At 63.6% G+C, this 20514-nt stretch carries 19 protein-coding genes; 12 read left to right on the top strand and 7 right to left on the bottom strand.

Translation table 11 applies throughout. The annotated features are described in order from the left end of the window. Positions 1-113: 113 nt before the first annotated feature. Positions 114-959: a MurR/RpiR family transcriptional regulator gene (locus tag AC1D1N_RS05310; RefSeq protein ID WP_477347039.1), complete on the top strand. Its 846-nt coding sequence runs from the start codon at positions 114-116 to the stop codon at positions 957-959. On the opposite strand, the gene AC1D1N_RS05315 is transcribed toward AC1D1N_RS05310, so the two are convergent. Then, on the bottom strand, positions 956-1864 hold the full coding sequence (locus AC1D1N_RS05315; protein WP_477347041.1) for an AraC family transcriptional regulator: 909 nt from the start codon (positions 1862-1864) through the stop codon (positions 956-958). The genes AC1D1N_RS05310 and AC1D1N_RS05315 overlap by 4 nt on opposite strands. A 122-nt stretch (positions 1865-1986) precedes the next feature. On the opposite strand from AC1D1N_RS05315, the gene AC1D1N_RS05320 reads away from it, so the two are divergent. From AC1D1N_RS05320 to phnN, 9 genes are all read left to right on the top strand, one after another. Next, positions 1987-2715, top strand: a complete 729-nt coding sequence (locus AC1D1N_RS05320; protein WP_477347043.1) for an SDR family oxidoreductase — start codon at positions 1987-1989, stop codon at positions 2713-2715. A gap of 173 nt (positions 2716-2888) precedes the next feature. After that, positions 2889-4823: a bifunctional 5-dehydro-2-deoxygluconokinase/5-dehydro-2-deoxyphosphogluconate aldolase gene (locus AC1D1N_RS05325; protein WP_477347045.1), complete on the top strand. Its 1935-nt coding sequence runs from the start codon at positions 2889-2891 to the stop codon at positions 4821-4823. 32 nt (positions 4824-4855) lie between these two features. Continuing rightward, a complete protein-coding gene (gene iolD / locus AC1D1N_RS05330) occupies positions 4856-6706 on the top strand; it encodes a 3D-(3,5/4)-trihydroxycyclohexane-1,2-dione acylhydrolase (decyclizing) (RefSeq protein WP_477347047.1) in 1851 nt (616 codons plus the stop codon). 227 nt (positions 6707-6933) lie between these two features. After that, positions 6934-7851, top strand: a complete 918-nt coding sequence (iolE, locus tag AC1D1N_RS05335) for a myo-inosose-2 dehydratase (protein WP_352582717.1) — start codon at positions 6934-6936, stop codon at positions 7849-7851. Positions 7852-7894: 43 nt separating this feature from the next. Further along, positions 7895-8125 (top strand): DUF3329 domain-containing protein, encoded by a 231-nt coding sequence (locus AC1D1N_RS05340; protein ID WP_352582715.1) that lies wholly within the window; start codon positions 7895-7897, stop codon positions 8123-8125. A 5-nt stretch (positions 8126-8130) separates the two neighbouring features. Next, positions 8131-8943 (top strand): 5-deoxy-glucuronate isomerase, encoded by an 813-nt coding sequence (iolB, locus tag AC1D1N_RS05345; RefSeq protein WP_436257594.1) that lies wholly within the window; start codon positions 8131-8133, stop codon positions 8941-8943. A 242-nt stretch (positions 8944-9185) separates the two neighbouring features. Continuing rightward, a complete protein-coding gene (locus AC1D1N_RS05350) occupies positions 9186-9893 on the top strand; it encodes a DUF1045 domain-containing protein (RefSeq protein WP_112559933.1) in 708 nt (235 codons plus the stop codon). Positions 9894-9925: 32 nt separating this feature from the next. Further along, complete coding sequence (locus AC1D1N_RS05355; protein ID WP_436257595.1) at positions 9926-11065, top strand: alpha-D-ribose 1-methylphosphonate 5-triphosphate diphosphatase; 1140 nt, start codon at positions 9926-9928, stop codon at positions 11063-11065. Beyond that, entirely contained in the window at positions 11062-11691 is a 630-nt protein-coding gene (gene phnN, locus AC1D1N_RS05360) for a phosphonate metabolism protein/1,5-bisphosphokinase (PRPP-forming) PhnN (RefSeq protein WP_185970399.1), read from the top strand. Before AC1D1N_RS05355 ends, phnN begins: the two co-directional genes overlap by 4 nt. A gap of 2 nt (positions 11692-11693) precedes the next feature. On the opposite strand, the gene AC1D1N_RS05365 is transcribed toward phnN, so the two are convergent. From AC1D1N_RS05365 to AC1D1N_RS05375, 3 genes are all read right to left on the bottom strand, one after another. Next, a complete protein-coding gene (locus AC1D1N_RS05365) occupies positions 11694-12683 on the bottom strand; it encodes an ABC transporter permease (protein ID WP_192255331.1) in 990 nt (329 codons plus the stop codon). A gap of 72 nt (positions 12684-12755) precedes the next feature. After that, positions 12756-14294 carry a sugar ABC transporter ATP-binding protein gene (locus AC1D1N_RS05370; RefSeq protein ID WP_436257596.1) on the bottom strand — a complete coding sequence of 513 codons (1539 nt, stop codon included), beginning with the start codon at positions 14292-14294 and terminating at the stop codon, positions 12756-12758. A gap of 138 nt (positions 14295-14432) precedes the next feature. After that, entirely contained in the window at positions 14433-15395 is a 963-nt protein-coding gene (locus tag AC1D1N_RS05375) for a sugar-binding protein (RefSeq protein ID WP_112560035.1), read from the bottom strand. Between the two features lie 586 nt (positions 15396-15981). On the opposite strand from AC1D1N_RS05375, the gene AC1D1N_RS05380 reads away from it, so the two are divergent. Further along, the gene (locus AC1D1N_RS05380) at positions 15982-17103 is read left to right on the top strand and encodes a LacI family DNA-binding transcriptional regulator (protein WP_477347051.1); all 1122 of its coding nucleotides are present in this window, start codon (positions 15982-15984) and stop codon (positions 17101-17103) included. Between the two features lie 90 nt (positions 17104-17193). On the opposite strand, the gene AC1D1N_RS05385 is transcribed toward AC1D1N_RS05380, so the two are convergent. Beyond that, positions 17194-17529 (bottom strand): twin-arginine translocation signal domain-containing protein, encoded by a 336-nt coding sequence (locus tag AC1D1N_RS05385; protein ID WP_477347054.1) that lies wholly within the window; start codon positions 17527-17529, stop codon positions 17194-17196. A gap of 168 nt (positions 17530-17697) precedes the next feature. On the opposite strand from AC1D1N_RS05385, the gene AC1D1N_RS05390 reads away from it, so the two are divergent. Then, entirely contained in the window at positions 17698-17925 is a 228-nt protein-coding gene (locus tag AC1D1N_RS05390) for a hypothetical protein (protein WP_477347056.1), read from the top strand. A gap of 81 nt (positions 17926-18006) precedes the next feature. On the opposite strand, the gene AC1D1N_RS05395 is transcribed toward AC1D1N_RS05390, so the two are convergent. Then, entirely contained in the window at positions 18007-19125 is a 1119-nt protein-coding gene (locus AC1D1N_RS05395) for a DUF1501 domain-containing protein (RefSeq protein WP_477347058.1), read from the bottom strand. Then, positions 19116-20465, bottom strand: a complete 1350-nt coding sequence (locus AC1D1N_RS05400) for a S8/S53 family peptidase (protein ID WP_477347060.1) — start codon at positions 20463-20465, stop codon at positions 19116-19118. The genes AC1D1N_RS05395 and AC1D1N_RS05400 overlap by 10 nt, the downstream gene beginning before the upstream one ends. Between the last annotated feature and the right edge of the window lie 49 nt (positions 20466-20514).

Raw genomic sequence — 20514 nt, forward strand, 5'->3', positions numbered from 1 at the left:
GGCTCGCTATGATGAGGCACAGAGGACGTTCTCAAAGAGGGAGCATGATGTTGTCCGAAAACCGCTTCACACTTTTCGGCATCATGCTCTAGATGAGCTTGGACGGGCCGACGATGGACGAACGGGTACCTCGCGATTTCGAGACGCTGCGCGCCACGATCCTCGATCGGCGTGAAACCTTGCCCAAACGCATCGCCCAGATCGCCGCCTACGCGCTCGACAATCCTGATGACATCGCCTTCGGCACCGCCGCCAGCATCGCCGCTTCGGCCGGTGTGCAACCCTCGACCCTGATCCGCTTTGCCCAGCAGCTTGGCTTCGACGGCTTCACCAGCCTGCAGCAGGTGTTTCGCGAGCGGCTGCGCGAGCGCAACTCCTCCTATGACGAGCGCTTGCAGGCGCTGCGCGCCAAGGCCGATGCGGGTGCGGGCCACCGCGCCATCTTCGACGGCTTCGTCGCCGCCGCCAGCACCTCGCTCAACGACATTTCGCGCACGCTGGACGAGGCGCATCTGGAAGACGCGATCTCGCTGCTGGCCAAGGCGGAGACCATCTACGTGCTCGCCAAGCGCCGCTCCTATCCGGTGGCAAGCTACATCGCCTATGCTTTGGGCAAATTGAAGATCCGCAACCAGCTGATCGAATCCGCCGCCGGCCTCAACGCCGAAATGGTCGCCTTTGCCACGCCGGCGGACGCCGTCATCGCCATCAGCTTCTCGCCCTACGCGCCGGCCACCATCGAGGAAGCCCGCACCATTTCCGAACAGGGCGTGCCGATCGTCGCCATCACCGACAGCTCGTTTTCGCCGCTGGCGCAGTTCGCTAGCGTCTGGTTCGAGGTTGCCGAGGCCGATTTCGCCGGCTTCCGCTCGTTGTCGGCAACCATGGCGCTGGCCATGGCGCTGACCGTCGGCGTCGGCGAGAAGCGGCGAAGCGCAAGCCGCAAGCGCAAGGCCTAGATCACCTCTACGGCAGTCTCGCCTGCCGCCGAAAGCCGCGCCGCGTCACGCGCCGGCGGCGACCCGAACTGACGGGCATATTCCCGGCTGAACTGGGAAGCGCTCTCATAGCCGACGGCAAAGGCGACGCTGGCCACATTGCCTGGCTGGGCGAGCAGCAGATGGCGGGCCTCCAGCAGCCTTATCTGTTTTTGATACTGGATCGGGCTCATCGCGGTCGCCGTCTTGAAGTGACGGTAAAAGGCAGCCTCGCTCATATGGGCGATCTGGGCGAGGTCGCTGACCCGGATCGGCTGATGGCAATGCGTCCGGATCCAGGCGATCGCCTGGCCGATGCGGGACAGATGGCCATCGGCGCGCGCAAGCTGGCGAAGCTTCCCGCCCTGCGGTCCTTGTAAGAGCCGAAACAGCAACTCGCGTTCAAGCGCTGCCGCAAGCACGGGTATCTCGGCCGGCCGGTCGAGCAGCCGCATGATGCGACGCAATGCGTCGATCAAATCGTCATTGACGGGCGAGGTGGAGAAACCGTCGCCGCCAAGCGCCGGCTCGTGCTCGACGAGAAGCGCCGCAACAGCCTGCAGGTCAAGGGTGAAGCCGATGGCGAGGTAGGGACGCGCGACGCTCGCTTCGACCAACTGGCTGATGGTCGGCGTCTCGACAGTGTATATGAAATAGCTGGCTGGATTGTAACGAAGAGCCCGGTCGCCGATCAGAACCGTCTTGGCGCCCTGCAGCACGAACAGGATCCCCGAACCCCACACGCCCGCCACTGGTGCCGTAGTGACTTCGCTGCGGCCGATGGAAACGCGAGGAATAGCCGTAGCCGTTCGTCGCCCGCGCGCATGGCGGCCGGCGATATCGATCAGCTCCCGCAGCGCCTCGCTCATGGCACGAGCATCGCGCATCCACACGCGCCGCGCAACCGTCGTGAGAGGATCAGGCAAGAGCGGGAGAGGTTTCGGCGCGCGACGTTGCCAAGGATACGCCATCTCAGGGTCTTCGACATGCACAGAAGGAGAGCTCTAAAATGACGACATCGAAAGGTGCTGTGGTTACCGGCGCCAACAAGGGCATCGGCCGCGAAATTGCCCGACGATTGGCGACGATGGGCTTCAAGGTGTGGCTCGGCGCCAGGGATGCCGAACGCGGCATGGCGGCAGCGCAGGAATTGCGCGCCGAAGGCCTGGACGTTCAATGGCTTGAGCTGGATGTCACACAGGACGACAGCGTGGCGGCCGCCGCCAAAACCGTCAGTGCGGAAAGCGCCAGCCTTGACGTGCTGGTGAACAATGCCGGTGTCGCTATCAACTACGACCCGCCGCCAAGCCAGCAGCGTGTTGCCGACATCCAGGCTACCTATGAGGTCAATGTGTTCGGGCCGATCCGCGTCACCCAGGCCTTCCTGCCGCTGCTGCTTGCAGCGCCGGCCGCGCGCATCGTCATGGTGAGCAGTTCCACCGGGTCCATCGGACGCGCGCTTGACCCCGCCACCGCCAATCATGCCGTCAACCTGCTGGGCTATGGCAGCTCCAAGACGGCCTTGAATGCCGTCACTGTTGCCTTCGCCCGGGAACTGGCTACGCAAGGGATCAAGGTAAACGCGGCGGCGCCGGGCTATACCGCAACCGACCTGAATGGTTATAAGGGGCATCGTACTGTGCAGCAGGCGGCTGAGATCGTCATACGGTTGGCGACCCTGGATGCCGACGGTCCGAACGCGGGGTATTTCAACGACGATGGCCCGCTCCCCTGGTGAACGGAGCCGGCCCCGAAGTCCCCACCCCTTTGTGCCACTTTTAAGAGAAGGAATGCTCATTCCATATTGACTATGGATTGGAATTATTATTTCATATTGGTGGCGTCACGCTGCCGCTCGCGCGTGTCCCCCAACTGCGTTGCCCAAGACAACAAGACCGACGGGAGGTTCCAATGAGCGAAGCCGTGGACGCGAAACAGGCGCCGCTCGACGTCATCACCATCGGTCGCGCTTCCGTCGACCTTTACGGCCAGCAGATCGGCTCGCGGCTGGAGGACATCACCTCCTTCGCCAAATCGGTCGGCGGCTGCCCGGCCAACATCTCCGTCGGCACGGCTAGGCTCGGCCTGCGCTCGGCGCTGCTAACCCGCGTCGGCGACGAGCAGATGGGCCGCTTCATCCGCGAACAGCTGCGGCGTGAAGGCGTCAATGTCGACGGTCTGAAGACCGACAAGGAACGGCTGACGGCTTTGGTGCTGCTTTCGGTCGAGAGCGAAGGCGTCTCGCCGATGATCTTCTATCGCTCGGACTGCGCCGACATGGCGCTGGCACCGGAAGACATCGACGAAGCCTTCATCGCCTCGGCGCGTTCCATCGTCGTCACCGGCACGCATTTTTCTCGGCCCAACAGCGACGCCGCCCAGCGCAAGGCGATCCGCATCATCAAGGCCAAGGGCGGCAAGGTGGTGTTCGACATCGACTACCGCCCCAACCTCTGGGGTCTTGCCGGCCATGCCGAAGGCTTTGAGCGCTATGTGAAGTCCGACCGCGTCTCGTCGCAGCTGAAGACCGTGCTGCCCGATTGCGACCTCATCGTCGGTACCGAGGAAGAGATCATGATCGCGTCTGGCGCCGATGATTGCCTGAGCGCGCTGAAGACCATCCGCGCGCTGTCCTCGGCCACCATCGTCCTGAAGCGCGGCGCGATGGGTTGCATCGTCTATGACGGGCCGATCAGCGACGATCTGGAAGACGGCGTCGTCGGCAAGGGTTTTCCGATTGAGATCTACAATGTGCTCGGCGCCGGCGATGCCTTCATGTCCGGCTTCCTGCGCGGCTGGCTGGGTGGCGAAGACCATGCGACGGCGGCGACCTGGGCCAATGCCTGCGGCGCCTTTGCCGTGTCGCGGCTGCTCTGCGCGCCGGAATATCCGACCTTCGAGGAGCTGCAGTTCTTCCTCAAGAACGGCAGCAAGCATCTCGCTTTGCGTAAGGACGAGGCGATCAACCACATCCATTGGGCAACGACACGCCGGCGCGACATCCCCTCGATGATGGCGCTTGCCTGCGACCATCGCGTCCAGCTCGAGGACGTCGCGGCCAAGACCGGCGCCGATCCGGCCCGCATCCGCGACTTCAAGGTGCTGGCGGTCAAGGCGGCAGCAAAAGTCGCCGCCGGCCGTGACGGCTATGGCATGCTAATCGATGAGAAGCACGGCCGCGAGGCGATGTTCGAATTCGCCCGCCATCCTTTTGCCTGGCTCGGCCGTCCCGTCGAACTGCCGGGCTCACGGCCGCTGCGCTTCGAATTCTCACAGGACATCGGTTCGCAGCTGGTGGAATGGCCGGTCGACCACTGCATCAAATGCCTGTGCTTCTACCATCCTGACGATCCGGCGGCGCTCAAGGAAGAACAGCAGCAGAAACTGCGCGCGCTGTTCGAGGCGGCGCGGAAGGTCGGGCGGGAATTGCTGGTCGAAATCATCGCCGGCAAGCACGGCAAGCTCGACGACACCACGATCCCGCGCGCGCTGGAAGAACTCTATGCGCTTGGCATCAAGCCGGACTGGTGGAAGCTCGAGCCGCAGGCCTCGGCCGGCGCCTGGGCCAAGATCGAGGCCGTCATCCTCAAGCACGATCCGTGGTGCCGTGGCGTCGTGCTGCTTGGGCTGGAAGCGCCGCAGGACGAGCTGGAAGCTGCCTTCGCCGCGACCGCCAAGGCGCCGATCGTCAAGGGCTTCGCCGTCGGCCGCACCATCTTCGTCCACGCCGCCGAACAGTGGTTGGCCGGCAAGATGTCGGATGACGAGGCGATCGCCGACATGGCGTCGCGCTTCGAACAGTTGACCGAAGCGTGGCTTGCCGCGCGTGGCCGTAAAGCAGCATAAAGGCGCGGCACAGGACTGCGGAGGAAAACACTATGACGAAGACAATCCGCCTGACGATGGCGCAGGCGCTGACCCGCTTTCTCAGCAAACAGATGACCGAGATCGACGGCAAAAAAGTGCCGATCTTCGGCGGCGTCTGGGCGATTTTCGGCCACGGCAATGTCGCAGGGATCGGCGAGGCGCTCTATCAGGTGCGCGATGAACTGCCGACCTTCCGCGCCCACAATGAACAGGCGATGGCGCATGCGGCGATCGCCTATGGCAAGGCTAATTTCCGCCGCCGCTTCATGGCCGCGACCTCGTCGATCGGCCCCGGCGCGCTCAACATGGTGACGGCGGCGGCGCTTGCGCATGTAAACAGGTTGCCCGTCCTGTTTTTGCCGGGCGATGTCTTCGCCAACCGCATCCCCGATCCGGTGCTGCAGCAGGCAGAGGATTTTTCCGACGGTACGGCGACGGTCAATGACTGCTTCCGTCCGGTGTCGCGCTATTTCGACCGCATCACCCGGCCGGAGCAGATCATTCCGGCGCTGAGCCGGGCCATGCAAGTGCTGACCGATCCGGCCGAGTGCGGCCCGGTGACGCTGTCGCTCTGCCAGGACGTACAGGCCGAAGCCTATGACTATCCCGAAAGCTTCTTTGCCGAGCGCGTCTGGCACCAGCGCCGGCCGCGCCCGGACCGCGGCGAACTGGCGGCCGCGGTGGCGGCACTCAAGGGCGCAAAGAAGCCGTTGATCATAGCCGGCGGCGGCGTGCTCTATTCGCAGGCCTCCGGCGAACTGGCGACATTCGCCGAGGGCGCCGGCATTCCGGTCTGCGAGACGCAAGGCGGCAAATCCTCGCTGCCCGACAATCATCGGCTCAACATGGCGGCGGTCGGCGTCACCGGCACTTCTGCCGCCAACCGGCTGGCGGAAGAGGCAGATGTCGTGCTGGCCGTCGGCACGCGCCTGCAGGATTTCACCACCGGCTCGTGGGCGCTGTTCAAGAATTCCGGCAAGACCATCATCGGGCTGAATGTGCAGCCTTTCGATGCCGGCAAGCACCGGGCTTTGCCGCTGGTCGCCGATGCGGCCGAAGGGCTCGCCGAACTCGGTGCTGGGCTCAAGGGCTGGAAGGCGCCTTCCGCCTGGACCGACAATTCGGCCACCGGCAAGAAAGCCTGGCAGGCCGATGCCGGCAAGGTAACGGCCTCGACCAATGCCGCCTATCCCTCGGATGCTCAGGTGATCGGCGCCGTGCAGCGCACCCTGGGCTCCGGCGTGACCTTGCTGCATGCCGCCGGCGGTCTGCCCGGCGAGTTGCACAAGCTCTGGCAGGCTGGCGCGCCCGGCTCCTACCACGCTGAATACGGCTTCTCGACCATGGGCTACGAGATTGCCGGCGGCCTTGGCGCCAAGATGGCCAAGCCCGACGAGGAGGTCGTCGTCATGATCGGCGACGGCTCCTACCTGATGCTGAATTCCGAGATCGCCACTTCGGTGATGCTCGGCCTCAAGCTCATCATCGTGCTGCTCGACAACCGCGGCTATGGCTGCATCAACCGGCTGCAGATGGCCACAGGCGGCGCCAACTTCAACAACCTCCTGAAGGACTCGCGCCACGAAATCCTGCCCGACATCGACTTCGCCGCACATGCCGCCAGCATGGGCGCAATCGCCGAAAAAGTGCCATCAATCGCCGGCCTGGAAAACGCGCTGCAGAAGTCGAAAAAGAACGACCGCACCACCGTTCTGGTCATCGACACCGATCCGCTTGTTTCCACCGATGCCGGCGGCCATTGGTGGGATGTGGCGGTGCCGGAAGTCTCCGCGCGCAGCCAGGTCAACGCGGCGCGCAAGGCCTATGACGAAAAGCGGCAGATGCAGAGCGTGGGTGACTGAAGTGGGCGCTGCCCCTCACCTGCCTGCCGGCATCCTCTCCCCGTACAGGGACGGGGAGAGGGACGCTGTCATCACCGGTTTCGCCAATCACCGTCGTCGCAAGAAAGACGCCGAGGTCGCGGCTAGACCCCTTCTCCCCGTCACTATACGGGGAGAAGGTGCCGGCAGGCGGATGAGGGGCAGCGCCGGCGGCAAAAGAGTGAACTGTTTCAATCCGGAGTGACGACTTGAAAGCCAAACTGGGCATGTCCCCCATCGCGTGGTGGAACGACGATCTTGCCGAACTCAGCGACGACGTCTCGCTGGAAGAATGTCTGCGCCAGTCGCGCTCGGCCGGCTTCACCGGCATGGAAATGGGTCGCCGCTTCCCCAACGATCCCGCTGTCATGCTGCCGATCCTGAAGAAGGCCGACGTGACGCTGTGCGGCGGCTGGTTCTCCGGCACGCTGGTCGACGAGGACATGGGCAAGAACAAGGATCGCATCCAGCCGATGATCGACCTGTTCAAGGCGGTCAACGCGCCTTGCATTGTCTATGGCGAGGTCGGCCGCTCGATCCAGGGCGACCGTTCCAAACCGCTTGCCACCAAGCCGAAATTGTCGGGCGACGAGATGAAGGCCTATGCAAGGCGGCTGACCGAGTTCGGCGAATGGTGCGCCGAGCAGGGCATGCCACTGTCCTATCATCACCACATGGCGGCGGTGGTCGAGACCGAGCCGGAACTCGATGCCTTCATGCGCCATTCCGGCGACGGCATTCCGCTGCTGCTCGATGCCGGCCATCTCGCCTTTGCCGGCGGCGACGTGCTGCGCGCCATCGACAACCACCACAAGCGCATCAGCCATGTCCATGTGAAGGATGTGCGCATGGCCGTGATCGACGGGCTCGACCGCACAAAACAGTCCTTCCTCGATGCCGTGGCGCTCGGTGCCTTCACTGTGCCGGGCGATGGCTCGCTGGATTTCGGCGCCATCGTGCAGCGCTTCGCCGACCATGGCTATGAAGGCTGGTTCGTCGTCGAGGCCGAGCAGGACCCGAAGAAGAATCCGCCGCTAAAGATGGCCCAGGTAGGCTACAAGGAGCTGATGCGGGTGATGACGGCAGCCGGCTACACGGTCGAGACGCAAGGGTTCCCCAATGTCTGATGCGATGGCTTTCCGCCGAGCCTGCTTGCTGTAGATTGGCCCGATGAAAGATTACGAACACCCATTCTTCCGGCCGCTGTGGCGGCGCGTTGCCGTCGTCGCCGTCTGCGTGATCTGGGCCGGAATAGAGTTCGCCTCCGGAACGCCGTTCTGGGGCGTCATCGCGCTCGGCTTCGCCGCCTACGCCGTCTGGCAGTTCTTCTATCTCTACAAGCCGGTCGACGGGGCGAAGCCTCCGGTCGAGCCGAAGACTGGCGCCGAACCGAAGGAATGACCGCAATGTCGAAACTGCTCGTCAAAGCCGACAAGGGCCATGGCCGCGTCGCCCATGTCACGCCCAAAAGCGCCGGCTGGACCTATGTCGGCTTCGACCTGCACCGGCTGAAGCCGGGCGAGACCGCTTCCGGCAAGACGGGCGATCGCGAAGTCTGCCTGGTGTTCGTCACCGGCAAGGGCACGGGAACAGCCGGCGGCCAGGAACTCGGCCTGCTGGGCGAGCGCATGTCGCCCTTCGAGGGCAAGCCATGGTCGGTCTATATCCCGCAGGGGTCGGACTGGTCGGTGACTGCGAACACCGATCTCGAACTCGCCGTCTGCTCGGCGCCGGGCCTGGGCGGCGGCCTGCCGGTGCGCGTCATCGCACCCGACGATCTCGGCCAGGAAGTGCGCGGCAAGGGCACCAACACGCGTTACGTCACCAACATATTGCCGGAGGGCAAGCCGGCCGACTCGCTGCTGGTGGTGGAGGTCATCACGCCCGGCGGCCATACATCGAGCTACCCGCCGCACAAGCACGACCAGGACAATCTGCCGGCCGAATCCTATCTCGAGGAGACCTACTATCATCGCCTCAACCCGCCGCAGGGCTTCGCCTTCCAGCGCGTCTACACCGACGCCGACAAGAATGGCGCCCGCGAGCTGGACGAGGCGATGGCGATCGAGGACGGCGATGTCGTGCTGGTGCCCAAGGGCTACCACCCCTGCGCCGCCTGCCATGGCTACGACCTCTATTATCTCAACGTCATGGCCGGTCCGAAGCGGACGTGGAAATTCCACAACGCGGCCGAGCACGAATGGCTGATGAAGGCCTGAACAGCCGAAGCTATTGGTTCAGCAGAGAAAAATCGTCGGCTAAGGACTTGCCTGGTCGATTTGCCTTCGAAATCCCGCAGAAGCTTCGTCAATCCGTCATGGAAATCACCTATGGCAGCGGGGACGTGCATGTCGCCCAAAAGTGCGCAGCGGTTTTGGGATAACGACATGCCGAAGCAAATAGACTTAAAGCGCGCCGCATCGAGCCCTCAAGAGGCGGCGCGCTTTAACGAGGATTTTCGATGCGCTACGCCATCTATTTCACCCCAAGGCAGGACGAGCCACTGGCGCGGCTCGCCGCCAACTGGCTGGGACGCGACCCTTTCGGCGCCGCCACAAAGCCGGTCGAAGCGGTGGGCGACCTGTCGGCGGCGGAAGTCGCCTTCCATACCGCATCGGCGCGCCGCTACGGTTTCCACGCGACGCTGAAGGCGCCCTTCCGGCTGGCGGCCAACGAGACGGAAACCTCGCTGCGTGCCGCCCTCGACGCCTTTGCCGAAGCGATGCCTACCGTCACCATCCCGCGCCTTGTCGTCAGCCAGATCGATGGTTTCTTCGCTTTGGTGCCGCAAGGCCCGCTGCCGCCGCTCAACCGTTTCGCCGATGATGTCGTGCTTGGGTTCGACCGTTTTCGCGCACCGCTGACCGAGGCCGAGATCGAGCGCCGCAGCCCGGATTCGCTGAAGCCGGCCGAGTTCCGCAATCTCTGCCAGTGGGGCTACCCCTATGTCTTCGAGACGTTTCGCTTCCACATGACGCTGTCCGGCCGGGCCGGGCCACAGGAAAGCCTACGTCTGCGCGCAGCAATCGACAGCCTGTTCGCAGAGGTGCTGCAGCAGCCGGTGCTGGTGGATGCACTGACGCTGTTTGTCGAAACCGAACCGGGCGCCCCGTTCATGGTGCTCTCCCATCATGCGCTCGGCCGCCGCGCGGCGAGAAAAACCGCCTGACCACTTCGCCTGAAACCCAAGGACTGCCTGAGATGACTGCCGAGACCGTTTTGACCAATGCCCGCATCGTGCTTGCCGACGAGATCGTCGAGGGCTCGCTCGTACTGCGCGACGGTTTTATCGCCGGCATCGACGCAGGCACCGGGCGGACCGACGAGGATATGGGCGGCGACTACATCATCCCCGGCCTGGTCGAGCTCCACACCGATCATCTCGAAGGCCATTATGCGCCGCGGCCGAAAGTGCGCTGGAACCCGATCGCCGCCGTGCTCGCCCATGACGCACAGGTCGCCACCGCCGGCATCACCACGGTGCTCGACGCCTTGCGCGTCGGCATGGACGAGGATGCGGATCTCACCTCCGACGACATCCGCAAGCTGGCCGATGCCATCGAGGACAGCGTGGCGCAGGATCGCCTGCGGGCCGACCACTTCCTGCATCTGCGCTGCGAGGTCTCGGCGCCGGACTGTCTGCAGGCCTTCGCCAATTTCGACGGCGATGAGCGGGTCAAACTGGCGTCGCTGATGGACCATGCGCCGGGACAGCGCCAGTTCGTCAACCTCGAGACCTACGCCTATTACTATCAGCGCAAGCTGAAGCTGACCGATCGCGACTTCAAGCTGTTCTGCGACAAGCGCATGTCGGAATCGGCGAAGAATTCGGGACCGAACCGGGTAGCGATATCAGCCGCCTGCAACGAGCGCGGCATTGTGCTGGCAAGCCATGACGACGCCACATCAGGCCATGTCGACGAGGCGATTGAGCAAGGCGTGCGCGTTGCCGAATTCCCGACCACGCAGGAAGCGGCCAAGGCTTCAAAGGAGGCTGGGCTCGGAGTGCTGATGGGCGCGCCCAACGTCATGCGCGGCGCCTCGCACTCCGGCAATGTTTCGGCCCGCACGCTGGCCGCCGACGGACTGCTCGACATCTTGTCGTCCGACTACATTCCCTTCAGCCTGATCCAGTCGGCCTTCTTTCTAGGCGACGTCGTCGAAGGCATTTCACTGCCGCAGGCGGTCGCCATGGTGTCGAAGAACCCGGCCGAGGCCATCGGCCTCGGCGATCGCGGCGTCATCGAACCGGGCCGCCGCGCCGACCTGGTGCGCGTGCGCGTCGACGACCATGTGCCGGTCGTGCGCACCGTCTGGCGCCAGGGACGCCGAGTCGCCTGATGGTCTCGGCGTCGATCGAGCGCGAACTCACCGCCGAGGCCTTTCCGGTCCGCAACGGCGTCTTTGTCGCCGTCGTCGGCCCGAGCGGCGCCGGCAAGGATACGGTGATCGGCTACGCCAAGGCGCTGTTTGCCGATGAGACAAGGCTGGAGTTCGTGCGCCGGGTCATCACCAGGCCGAGCGACGCCGCGAGCGAGGACCACGACACGCTGGCCGACGCCGCCTTTGTCGAGGCCGAGGCTGATGGCGCCTTCGCCATTTCCTGGGAGGCGCACGGTCTGCGCTACGGCATCCCGGCCGATGTCGACTGGTCGATTGCCAACGGCCACGTCGCGGTCGCCAATGTGTCGCGCGCGGTCATCCCGGTTCTGCGTGAGCGCTATGCCAATCTGGCTGTAGTCGAGATCACCGCTGCCCCGGAGATCCTCGCCGAACGGCTCGCCCAGCGCGGCCGCGAATCGCGCGGCGAAGTGCTCGCCCGCCTCGCCCGCAGCGCCAATGTCGCTTTGTCCGGACCCGGCGTCACCTCCATCGACAATGGCGGCCCGCGCGAAGCCGCCGGCGAACGCTTCGCCGAAGTGCTGCGCAAGGCGATGGCGTTCTCCGACATGTCGGGGGTAATTTAGCGCTACTCCGCCGCCACGGCGCCCTTGCGGCTTGCGTCGAGCATCAGCCGTCTTGCGCGGAACACGCCCCATTGCTGGTCGACCAGCACGCCGATGAGGATCACGCCGCCCATCACCGCGAAGTTGAGCGAAGACGGGATGCCGAGCAGATTGACCAGGTTCTGCAACTCCTGCAGCAGCACGGTGCCGAGGATGACGCCGACCAGCGAGCCTTCGCCGCCGCGCAGCGAGAAGCCGCCGAGCACCGCCGCCGCGATGGCGTAGAGTTCATAGAACTGGCCATGGCTGGCCGGCGAAATCGAGCGCGTATACATGGCGAAATAGATCGCCGACAGCGCCGTCAGCACGCCGCAGATGACATAGGCGGCCATGACGACACGGCCGGTGCGGATCCCGGAATATTTCGCGGCTTCCTCGTTCTTGCCGATGGCGTAGAGATAGCGCCCAAATACCGAGCGGTGCAGCACCACCCACATGACGATGGCGATGACGATCAGCGCGATGAAGCTGTTGGGCACGCCCCATGACCGACCCGCGGTGAGGAATTCCAGCTCCGGAAAATTCTGCCCGAAGCCGAAGCCCGCGGTGCCGTCGGCGGTGTAGAAGCGCGCCACGCCGCGATAGATCAGCAGGCCGCAGAGCGTCACCACGAAGGGCTGCAATTTGAGCCGGGTGATCAGCCAGCCATGCACCAGCCCGATGATGCCGCCGAGCACCAGGATCAGCGGCAGCGCAATCGGCCATCCCAGGCCGCGCACGGCGATGAAGTCGATGAACAGCGTACCGAGCAGCGCAACCACCGAGCCGACCGACAATTCGATGCCGCCGGTGATGATGACGAAGGCCTGGCCGATCGACAGGATGCCGAACAGCCCGATCAGGTTAGAGGTGTTGGCAAGGTTGATCGGCAGCAGGAAGCGAGGGTTGATGATCGCCACCACCGCTCCGACCACCAGGATCAGGATCAGCAGGCCGAGATCTTTCTTGCTCATCGTCTTCTCCCCAATGCCCGCTTGAGCAGGTTCTGCAAAAATGTTCCGCGCGACCCGCGGCAAAGCAAAATGCTATTTTGGCTTCTTGCCGACCGCCAGCAACAGCACGTTTTCCTGGCTGAATTGTTCCTTGTCGAGAATGCCGGAAATCTGGCCCTCATGCATGACGGCGATGCGGTCAGACACGCCGATCACCTCCTCCATATCGCTGGAGATCATCAGCACGGCGACGCCGGCATCGGCCAGCGCCCGCATCAGCCCGTAAATCTCGGCCTTGGCGCCGATGTCGATGCCGCGCGTCGGCTCGTCGAGGATCATCACCTTGGGGTTCATCGCCAGCCACTTGCCCAGCACCACCTTCTGCTGGTTGCCGCCCGACAGCGTACCGGTGCGCGTCTGCACCGATGGCGCCTTGATGCCGAGATCCTTCTTCTGCTTCTCGGCGGTGACGGTCTCGGCATTTGCCGACACCAGCTGGCGCTTCGCATGGGCCGGCAGATTGGGCAGCGAAATGTTTTGCGCGATCGACAAATCGAGCAGTATCCCGGTCAGCTTGCGGTCTTCCGGGACGAGAAAAATGCCGTGCGCGACGGCATCGGCCGCCGAGCCCAGGACAAGCGGCTTGCCGTCGAGTTCGAGCTCGCCGCCAAGCGTTCTGTCGATGCCGAAGAACACCCGCGCCAGTTCGGTCCGGCCGGAGCCGACAAGGCCGGCAAGGCCGAGGATTTCGCCACGCCTGACGTCGAGATCGACCGGCCGGGCAGGGTAGGCGGGGGTGCGTACAGCTTTGGCCGATAGCGCCGTCGCGCCCGGTGCCCGCGCCGCTTCGGACGCTTTCTCGCGCTCCTTCAGCATGCGGCCGATCATCAGCTTGACCATCTGGTCGTGGTTGATGGCGCTCTTCGGCAAAGTGCCGGCCAGCATGCCGTCGCGCAACACCACCACCCGGTCGGCGACGCGCTCGACCTCGTGCAGCCGGTGCGAGATGAAGATGACGCTGATACCATCGGCCTTCAGCGCCTTGATGACGTCGAGCAGCTTGTCGGTTTCGGCGATCGGCAGGCTTGAGGTCGGCTCGTCGAGGATGACCAGCCGCGCCTTGATCGACAGCGCCTTGGCAATCTCGACCATCTGCTGCTGCGCCAGCGACAGGTCGGCGACCGGCGTATCGGCGGAGAAATTGGCGCCGACGCGCTTCAACAATGGCGCCACCATCTCGCGCAGCCTGGCGCGGTCGACCAGCCGCAGCGGCCCGCCACGCAACGGCTCGCGGCCGAAAAAGATGTTGGCGGCGACGTCGAGGTTTTCGAACAGGTTGAGTTCCTGGTGGACGAAGGCGATGCCCGACCCCAGGCTGCCTTCGACGCTAAGCCCGTCATGCGCAACGCCGTCGACGGTAATGGTGCCGCTGTCCGGCCGGGTGACGCCGCCGAGGATCTTCATCAAGGTCGATTTGCCGGCGCCGTTTTCGCCGACCAGGCCGATGACCTCACCCGGCCTGACCTCCATGGAAAAGCCGTCCAGCGCGACAACGCCTGGATAGGTCTTGCGCACGTTCTCGAGGCCGAGGAACGGGGTAGTCGCTGCAATGGATGTGTCGGAATAGTTCATCAAGCCACAATTTGATCGCGCTTGCCAGCAGCCGCTGGGCCAAAATGGCCCCTTCAGCAGACTGACGGGCCTTCGCCCGCCCGTCAACACGATCGCCGGCCCAAGGCGAACCTTGAGCCGGCGTAACCGCTCGTAGCCTCAGTTTCCGGACATCGCCTTTAGATTGGCCGCATAGGCGTCGACATCGTCCTTGCCGATGATCTTGGTCGGGATGATGATCAGGCCGCCTTCCGGAATGCCGGATTTGTCGCCCTTGAGATAGGCGGCCATCAGCTTCATGCCCTGGTAGGCCCATTCGAAGGGCTGCTGCACGACGGTCGCCGCCACCGTGCCTTCCTTGACGCCGCCCAGCGTGATCGGATCGTCATCGAAACCGACGACGGTGATCGAGCCGAGCTTGCCGGCGTCGCGCAGCGCTTCATAGATGCGCGGCGTGTTGTAGGAGTAGAAACCGACCATGCAGGTGATGTCGGGGCTGGCGACCAGCGCGTCCTCGACATTCTTCTTGGCGCGCGCCTGGTCGATATCGTCGCCGCGCACGTCGACGAGTTCGATCTTGCTGCCGGCGAGACCGTCCTTCATGCCCTGGATGCGTTCCTTGGCATTGTCGGCGCCGAGCAGGCCGACGAAGCCGAGGCATTTGCCGCCGTCGGGCATCGCCTTCTTGGCGATCTCGGCCGCCTGCTTGCCGGCGTCGATGTTGGACGAGCCGATATAGGCGACGCGCTTGGTCTGCGGGGCATCGGAGTCGGTGGTGAACAGCGCCGTCTCGGAGGCGATCTTGTTCAGACCGTCGGTCGAGGTCTTGGGGTCGACGGCCGAGACCATGATGGCCTTGACGCCGGCAGTCACCAGATCGTCCATCAGCCGCTGCTGGATGGCGACCGAGGACTGCTCGGGATATTTGAGTTCGAGATTGTAGTCGGGCAACTCGCCTTGCGCCTTCTTGACGCCGGCTTCCGCCGCCTTCCAGAAGTCGGACGCGCCGTTGACGACGAAGGCCAGCGTCGGCTTGTCGTCGGCGCGCGCAATGGCTGTCGCGGTCAGGCCCAGCAGCAGGGCTGCCGTGGCTACGGATGCATGTCGTATCAAGGATTTCATGTTCAACCTCCCGTTTTGGTCCAGTCGTCGGACTGAACCGATCTTGCATTCACTGATTTGCCGCTTGCGATTTGGACGCCCTCCTCCTCAGGGGTTCCCGGCACTGAAAGAATGGCGTCGTTCCAGTCGCGATCACGGACTTTAGAGACTCATCCCATGCTCGTAAATAGTCTGATTTGTCTGACATATCACATGTCCGAGACAGAGCTTGCGGACGCAATCCCCGCTCGCCATCAGGCCATTCACGCGCACTTCTCGCCGCGCGGGTCCCAGCCGGACCGGACGCGGCGGATTGACGTTACAGCGCATTTTTGTATTAGTAAACAGTATTAGTAAAGGGTCTCATGCGAGGGCGCTGGCAAGGCGGCGGGGCTCGTTCTCCCAAGGTGCGCCGCTTCGGCGGCGTCCAAGCGGATGCCTTGCAATTGTTGAGTTACGACCGAACGGAGAGGCGTAGCGGCAGCGAGCTGAAGCTGCTAATAAACATAATCATATCCGGCGACTTCTATTAGTGGATGGCGCCGAACCATCTTGTCGGCCTGACTGGCTGCCGCTAGACAGGCCGTGGATTGGGGACACGAATGCCATGAGCGATACGATTGACCCGGACGGCCCGGCCAGCGACGCGGCGCGGCGGCGCAAGGCGCCGGCGAGAACCGCCAAAGGCGGCCGCGTCACCATGACGGATATTGCCAGGGCTGCCGGCTGCTCGCAGGCGACCGTCTCTTTCGTGCTCAACAATTCGCCCGGCATCCGGCTGTCGCAGCAGACGCGCGAGCGGGTGATCGACGCCGCGCGTGCGCTCGGCTATTCCGCGCCCGCCTTCTCGGCGCTGCGCAAACCGGTTCCCGCCTTCGAAGGGCTTGATGGCGTCATCGGCTTCGCCGTCGACCAGCTGGCGACCAGTCCGGAAGCCGTCGTCGCCATCGAGGGCGCGCGCCAGGCGTCGTGGAACGCCGGCAATGTCTTGCTGGTGGCGCAGACCATGGGCGACGCCGTCATGGAGCCGCGCGCCATTGCGGCCCTCACCAAGCGCGGCATCTCGGCGCTGATCTACATGACCATCTTTACCCGCGAGATCACGGCGCCCGACTTCCTCTACAGCCTCGACATCCCGGTCATCCTGCTCAACTGCTACACATCCGACTATGCCTTCCCCGCCGTGGTTCCTTCCGAGATCGCCGGCGGCCAGAGCTCGACCCGGCATCTGATCGGCCACGGCCACCGCCGCATCGCCACCATCACCGGCGAACCCTGGATGCAGGCCGCGCAGGACCGCCTGAAAGGCTACCGCAGGGCGCTCGCCACCGCCGACATCCCGTTCGATCCGGAGCTGGTGGTCGAAGGCGACTGGTCGGCAAGTGCGGGCTATGCCGCGACCGTCAAGCTTCTGGCGCTGAAAGACCGCCCGACTGCCATCTTCTGCCAGAACGACCGCACGGCCATCGGCTGCTACGAAGCGCTGAAGGAGGCCGGCCTGCACATACCGCAGGACATCTCCGTCGTCGGCTATGACGATGAGGAGATCGCCAGGCATCTGTTCCCGCCGTTGACGACATCCATCCTGCCGCACATGGCCATGGGCCAATGGGCGATCGAGCAGCTCGAAGTGCCGCCGCCGCCCGGCCGCGGCCGCTATCCCATCACCAAGCTCGAATGCCCGCTGGTCGAGCGGGACTCGGTGGCAGCGGTGGCGGGGCAAGCCTGATCTGCCCATCCCGAAGCAAATCGGGATGGGTCTGTTTCAATATTTGCGCCGCTGGGCAGGATTTATCCAAACCCTGGGATCAGCCTGCGGCTAGAATCGCAAGATGACATAGGAGCGCCTGCGATAGCAGCGCCTGTGCCACCGGCCATAGCGCCAGAACCTGCGGCAGTGCCGTCTCCACACGCGCCGCCGGTGGTGGCGACGATGGTGCCATCGCCGATGGTAGATCTGCTCGACATCGCCCGGGCCTTCGTCGTCATCGAATGCATTGGCATCCTGCTTGTCGAGCTCATCGAGAATGCCGTTCCCGACATTGGGAACCCCGGCCATAGCCTCGAGCGGCCGAACCGTCGTAGCAAGCGCCGCGGCCCCCGCAACGCCGAACAATGCTGTCAAGAATGATCGCCGATCCATCAAAACCTCCATCAGAGGATAAGGCTAACATCAGCCAGATAGAGCGGCTGAGACAAAAGGCCAGAGGGGCAATTTAGCCGACACAAAGGGTGGTTAACGCCACGGCCCGTGGCCTGCTGGCTGTCTTAGTCCGTTCATAGGGTTGACCTAAAAATGGCGGTCTCAACAAGGGAGCGTGCCATGCCGGCGGACAATCTCGACCGACTCCAGAGCGCCTACAAGGCCGCGGTGGAAGAGTGGATAGCGGCTATCAAGCAGGAAGAGGAACTGGCCTCCGTCAATCATTCGGTCGAAGAGGTCGACACATGGGAAGCGGCGCATTTCAAGGAAGACGAGATACGCGGCAAGGTCCTCGACCTGAAGGCAAAATACGAAGACGCCCTGCGCAAGGAATTCTTCGGCTTCTAGGCGCCGCGATCGCGTCGATCCCGGGCGTGTGGTCCCCCACAAGCTGATGTCGGCGCCGCTACGCGTTCTGCCAAGGGTGCATCAAGTCTGAAACAAGCCTTTGATTGCTTGAAGGCCCGATGCGCTGGGAGCGACCATCGCCATTGCCTGGCTTGAGAGTCCAAGATGATCTTTCAACACCGCATTGACGATCGAGCGGGCATCGGTGGTGACCGCCAAGTCGGTCCCCTCGTGGAGCTGATCTGCCGCCAATCCGGGCCAGCGACCCGCGATCCGCCCACCGGCTATCGCACCACCCATCAACAACGCGACGCTGGCACCACCATGGTCGGTGCCGCCTTGTTCGTTGAAGTGGGCAGAGCGCCCAAATTCCGTAATGCCGAGCACAACGGTTTGGCGCCAGATTGCGGCTGCCGCTTCCGAGAACGCGACGACACCACGCGCCAATGTCCCAAGGGTCGCCGAAAGACGCTCTCCCTGAGCAACGTGGGTATCGATGCCGTCCAACTGCAGCAGGGCCACGCGCGGACCGTCCGGCTTGGACAGCGCCTGCCCCGCGGAGGTCGCAGCTGCGGCAAAGCCGGCGGCACTCAGCGCCTGTCGCCGCGCAAGCAATGTCTGCACCACGTCTCCGGCTGAACCGCACGCCTCACCGAGGCAGAGGCGGGCTATGTCAAGTCCCGGATTGGCCAACACAAGATCGAAAAGCGCGTCATTTGGCACGTCGGCCGGCGCTGCACGCCAGATTGTTTGCCTTCCCTGCGACAGAACCGAAGCGGCTCTTCCTGGCCAGCCAAAATCGCCGCCGTCGATATCGCCGTCGAACAGGACCCTCTGCGCGGCGTCATGCGATTTCCCGATACCCGGGATGCCCGTCGCGGGCAGGATCAGCAATTCACCGGCCGAATAGAACCGAGCAAGCGGTTCCAACGCCGGATGAAGCGCAAACAGTGGATCAAGCTTCACACCGAACGCGTCGTCGGAGGTGTCAAGTTCTCTCGCCCTGCCTCGCCCCCGCCGGAAATCCGGATCACCATGGGGCGGCAGCGCGGCCAGCGCATCAAGTCCGCCCCGAAGGTGGACGACCAGCAGCCGCGGGTGGCTGTCGCCGGCAAAAACCGCCGAAGCAAGCCCTGCGCTGGTCGCAAACAGCGAGGTAAGACCCAAACCCTGGAGGGCTGTGCGGCGCGTCAATTGCATTTCGGATAATCCGGAATAGTGACGTCCGGCGTTCCGCGTGTCGAATATCCAAGTGGATCGGCATTTGGGATCACGCTCTTTTTGATCGGGACCTTCTGCAAATTCGCAGTGGGCCGAGCCAGCAGTCCCGCCAGGACTGGAGCGGCAAGGGACGTTCCCGAACAGATATTCTGTCTTAGCTCGTGATTTTTGCTCCGCCAAAGCACCTGGACGCCAACGCCTGGCTCGGACATGGCCGCGCCAAAAGCGCCGCCATCCCAAAGCAGATCACACCAATTGGCTGACACGGCGCTGCACGCGCCAATGACGATGGTGCCGGTCGGGATATAAGTGCTGTCGGATGCCGAGACACTTTTGATGAAGCCTTGCGTCGGGTTTGGAGAAAGATATTCCGACGCATTCGCCGGGAAAAAGGACTGTACCCACGACGCCTCGTCGTCTTCCCGCGCATTGCCCGCCGCAATCACAATACGGACTTGTTTGTTTGCGATCGCAAACAGCAGCTTGTCCATCAGACCAAGCTGGCCTAATTGGCCACCATTCCTCGCGGTCTCCATGAACTGCGAGCCCCAGCTGATGTTCAGGATTTGGCCGGGGGACGCATTGTCAAGAACGTATTTCAGGGCGACAAGCGGCGGTCCGATGATCTTCGACTTCACGCCTTCAAATGCCTTGACAATCTTGAGTGGCACCCCGGGGCTGACCCCAACGATGCCAAGGTATTCTCCACTTGTCGTACCTGGCACGCGCATTCCACCAACGATGCCTGCGACCATCGTGCCGTGACCTTGACTGTCTGCCACGCCCATGGTCGTGCTGCATGGAGTGACCGTGCAGTTGATCCGTTCCGAAATATTAAGAAGCCCTTTTGTGACGATGTCTTCGTCGACGCCGCTATCGATGATCCAGACCGCGGACCCGTTGGTCACAGGACTGGGCGACCCGACTACACTGCAAACGCTCGGCGGCACGAGCTTGTCACCCGTCACAGGCGCTAGCGGCCTGCGTGCTTCGCAACCGCCATCCGCGAACAGGCTTACTTCCAGGGAGTCCGGTTCCTGATACCCTTCCGACAGAAGCTTGTCCGCTTCCTCGTCGGTAAAGCTTCCCGTGACCAGGCTAAATCCCAGGTCCGGCATGTCGACGGCCTGCAGGGCGTCCCCCGACAGATTGATCTTGTTCAGGCTGGCGATAACCGATCCAAATCTGTCCTTGTCTGCAAGTGGCGCGATGAATGTGTGTTGCGTTACTTGCGGCCCGTCCGGGTCTTCGTCCGCGTGCACGATCGTGGCCGCGAAAAGGGTGGCGGCGAGAAAAGTCACAAGCCAGGCGAACCTCATGGATCCCCACCATCTGCTGGTCGACTGACTGGCAGCATGCTCCCAATAG

The organism is Mesorhizobium sp. P2_B5 (assembly GCF_056404775.1).

Coding starts and splice junctions, on each gene's coding strand:
- AC1D1N_RS05310 (WP_477347039.1), top strand. CDS start 114: ATGGACGAACGGGTACCTCGCGATTTCGAGACGCTGCGCGCCACGATC.
- AC1D1N_RS05315 (WP_477347041.1), bottom strand. CDS start 1,864: ATGCGCGATGCTCGTGCCATGAGCGAGGCGCTGCGGGAGCTGATCGAT.
- AC1D1N_RS05320 (WP_477347043.1), top strand. CDS start 1,987: ATGACGACATCGAAAGGTGCTGTGGTTACCGGCGCCAACAAGGGCATC.
- AC1D1N_RS05325 (WP_477347045.1), top strand. CDS start 2,889: ATGAGCGAAGCCGTGGACGCGAAACAGGCGCCGCTCGACGTCATCACC.
- iolD (WP_477347047.1), top strand. CDS start 4,856: ATGACGAAGACAATCCGCCTGACGATGGCGCAGGCGCTGACCCGCTTT.
- AC1D1N_RS05340 (WP_352582715.1), top strand. CDS start 7,895: ATGAAAGATTACGAACACCCATTCTTCCGGCCGCTGTGGCGGCGCGTT.
- iolB (WP_436257594.1), top strand. CDS start 8,131: ATGTCGAAACTGCTCGTCAAAGCCGACAAGGGCCATGGCCGCGTCGCC.
- AC1D1N_RS05350 (WP_112559933.1), top strand. CDS start 9,186: ATGCGCTACGCCATCTATTTCACCCCAAGGCAGGACGAGCCACTGGCG.
- AC1D1N_RS05355 (WP_436257595.1), top strand. CDS start 9,926: ATGACTGCCGAGACCGTTTTGACCAATGCCCGCATCGTGCTTGCCGAC.
- AC1D1N_RS05365 (WP_192255331.1), bottom strand. CDS start 12,683: ATGAGCAAGAAAGATCTCGGCCTGCTGATCCTGATCCTGGTGGTCGGA.
- AC1D1N_RS05370 (WP_436257596.1), bottom strand. CDS start 14,294: ATGAACTATTCCGACACATCCATTGCAGCGACTACCCCGTTCCTCGGC.
- AC1D1N_RS05375 (WP_112560035.1), bottom strand. CDS start 15,395: ATGAAATCCTTGATACGACATGCATCCGTAGCCACGGCAGCCCTGCTG.
- AC1D1N_RS05380 (WP_477347051.1), top strand. CDS start 15,982: ATGAGCGATACGATTGACCCGGACGGCCCGGCCAGCGACGCGGCGCGG.
- AC1D1N_RS05385 (WP_477347054.1), bottom strand. CDS start 17,529: ATGGAGGTTTTGATGGATCGGCGATCATTCTTGACAGCATTGTTCGGC.
- AC1D1N_RS05390 (WP_477347056.1), top strand. CDS start 17,698: ATGCCGGCGGACAATCTCGACCGACTCCAGAGCGCCTACAAGGCCGCG.
- AC1D1N_RS05395 (WP_477347058.1), bottom strand. CDS start 19,125: ATGCAATTGACGCGCCGCACAGCCCTCCAGGGTTTGGGTCTTACCTCG.
- AC1D1N_RS05400 (WP_477347060.1), bottom strand. CDS start 20,465: ATGAGGTTCGCCTGGCTTGTGACTTTTCTCGCCGCCACCCTTTTCGCG.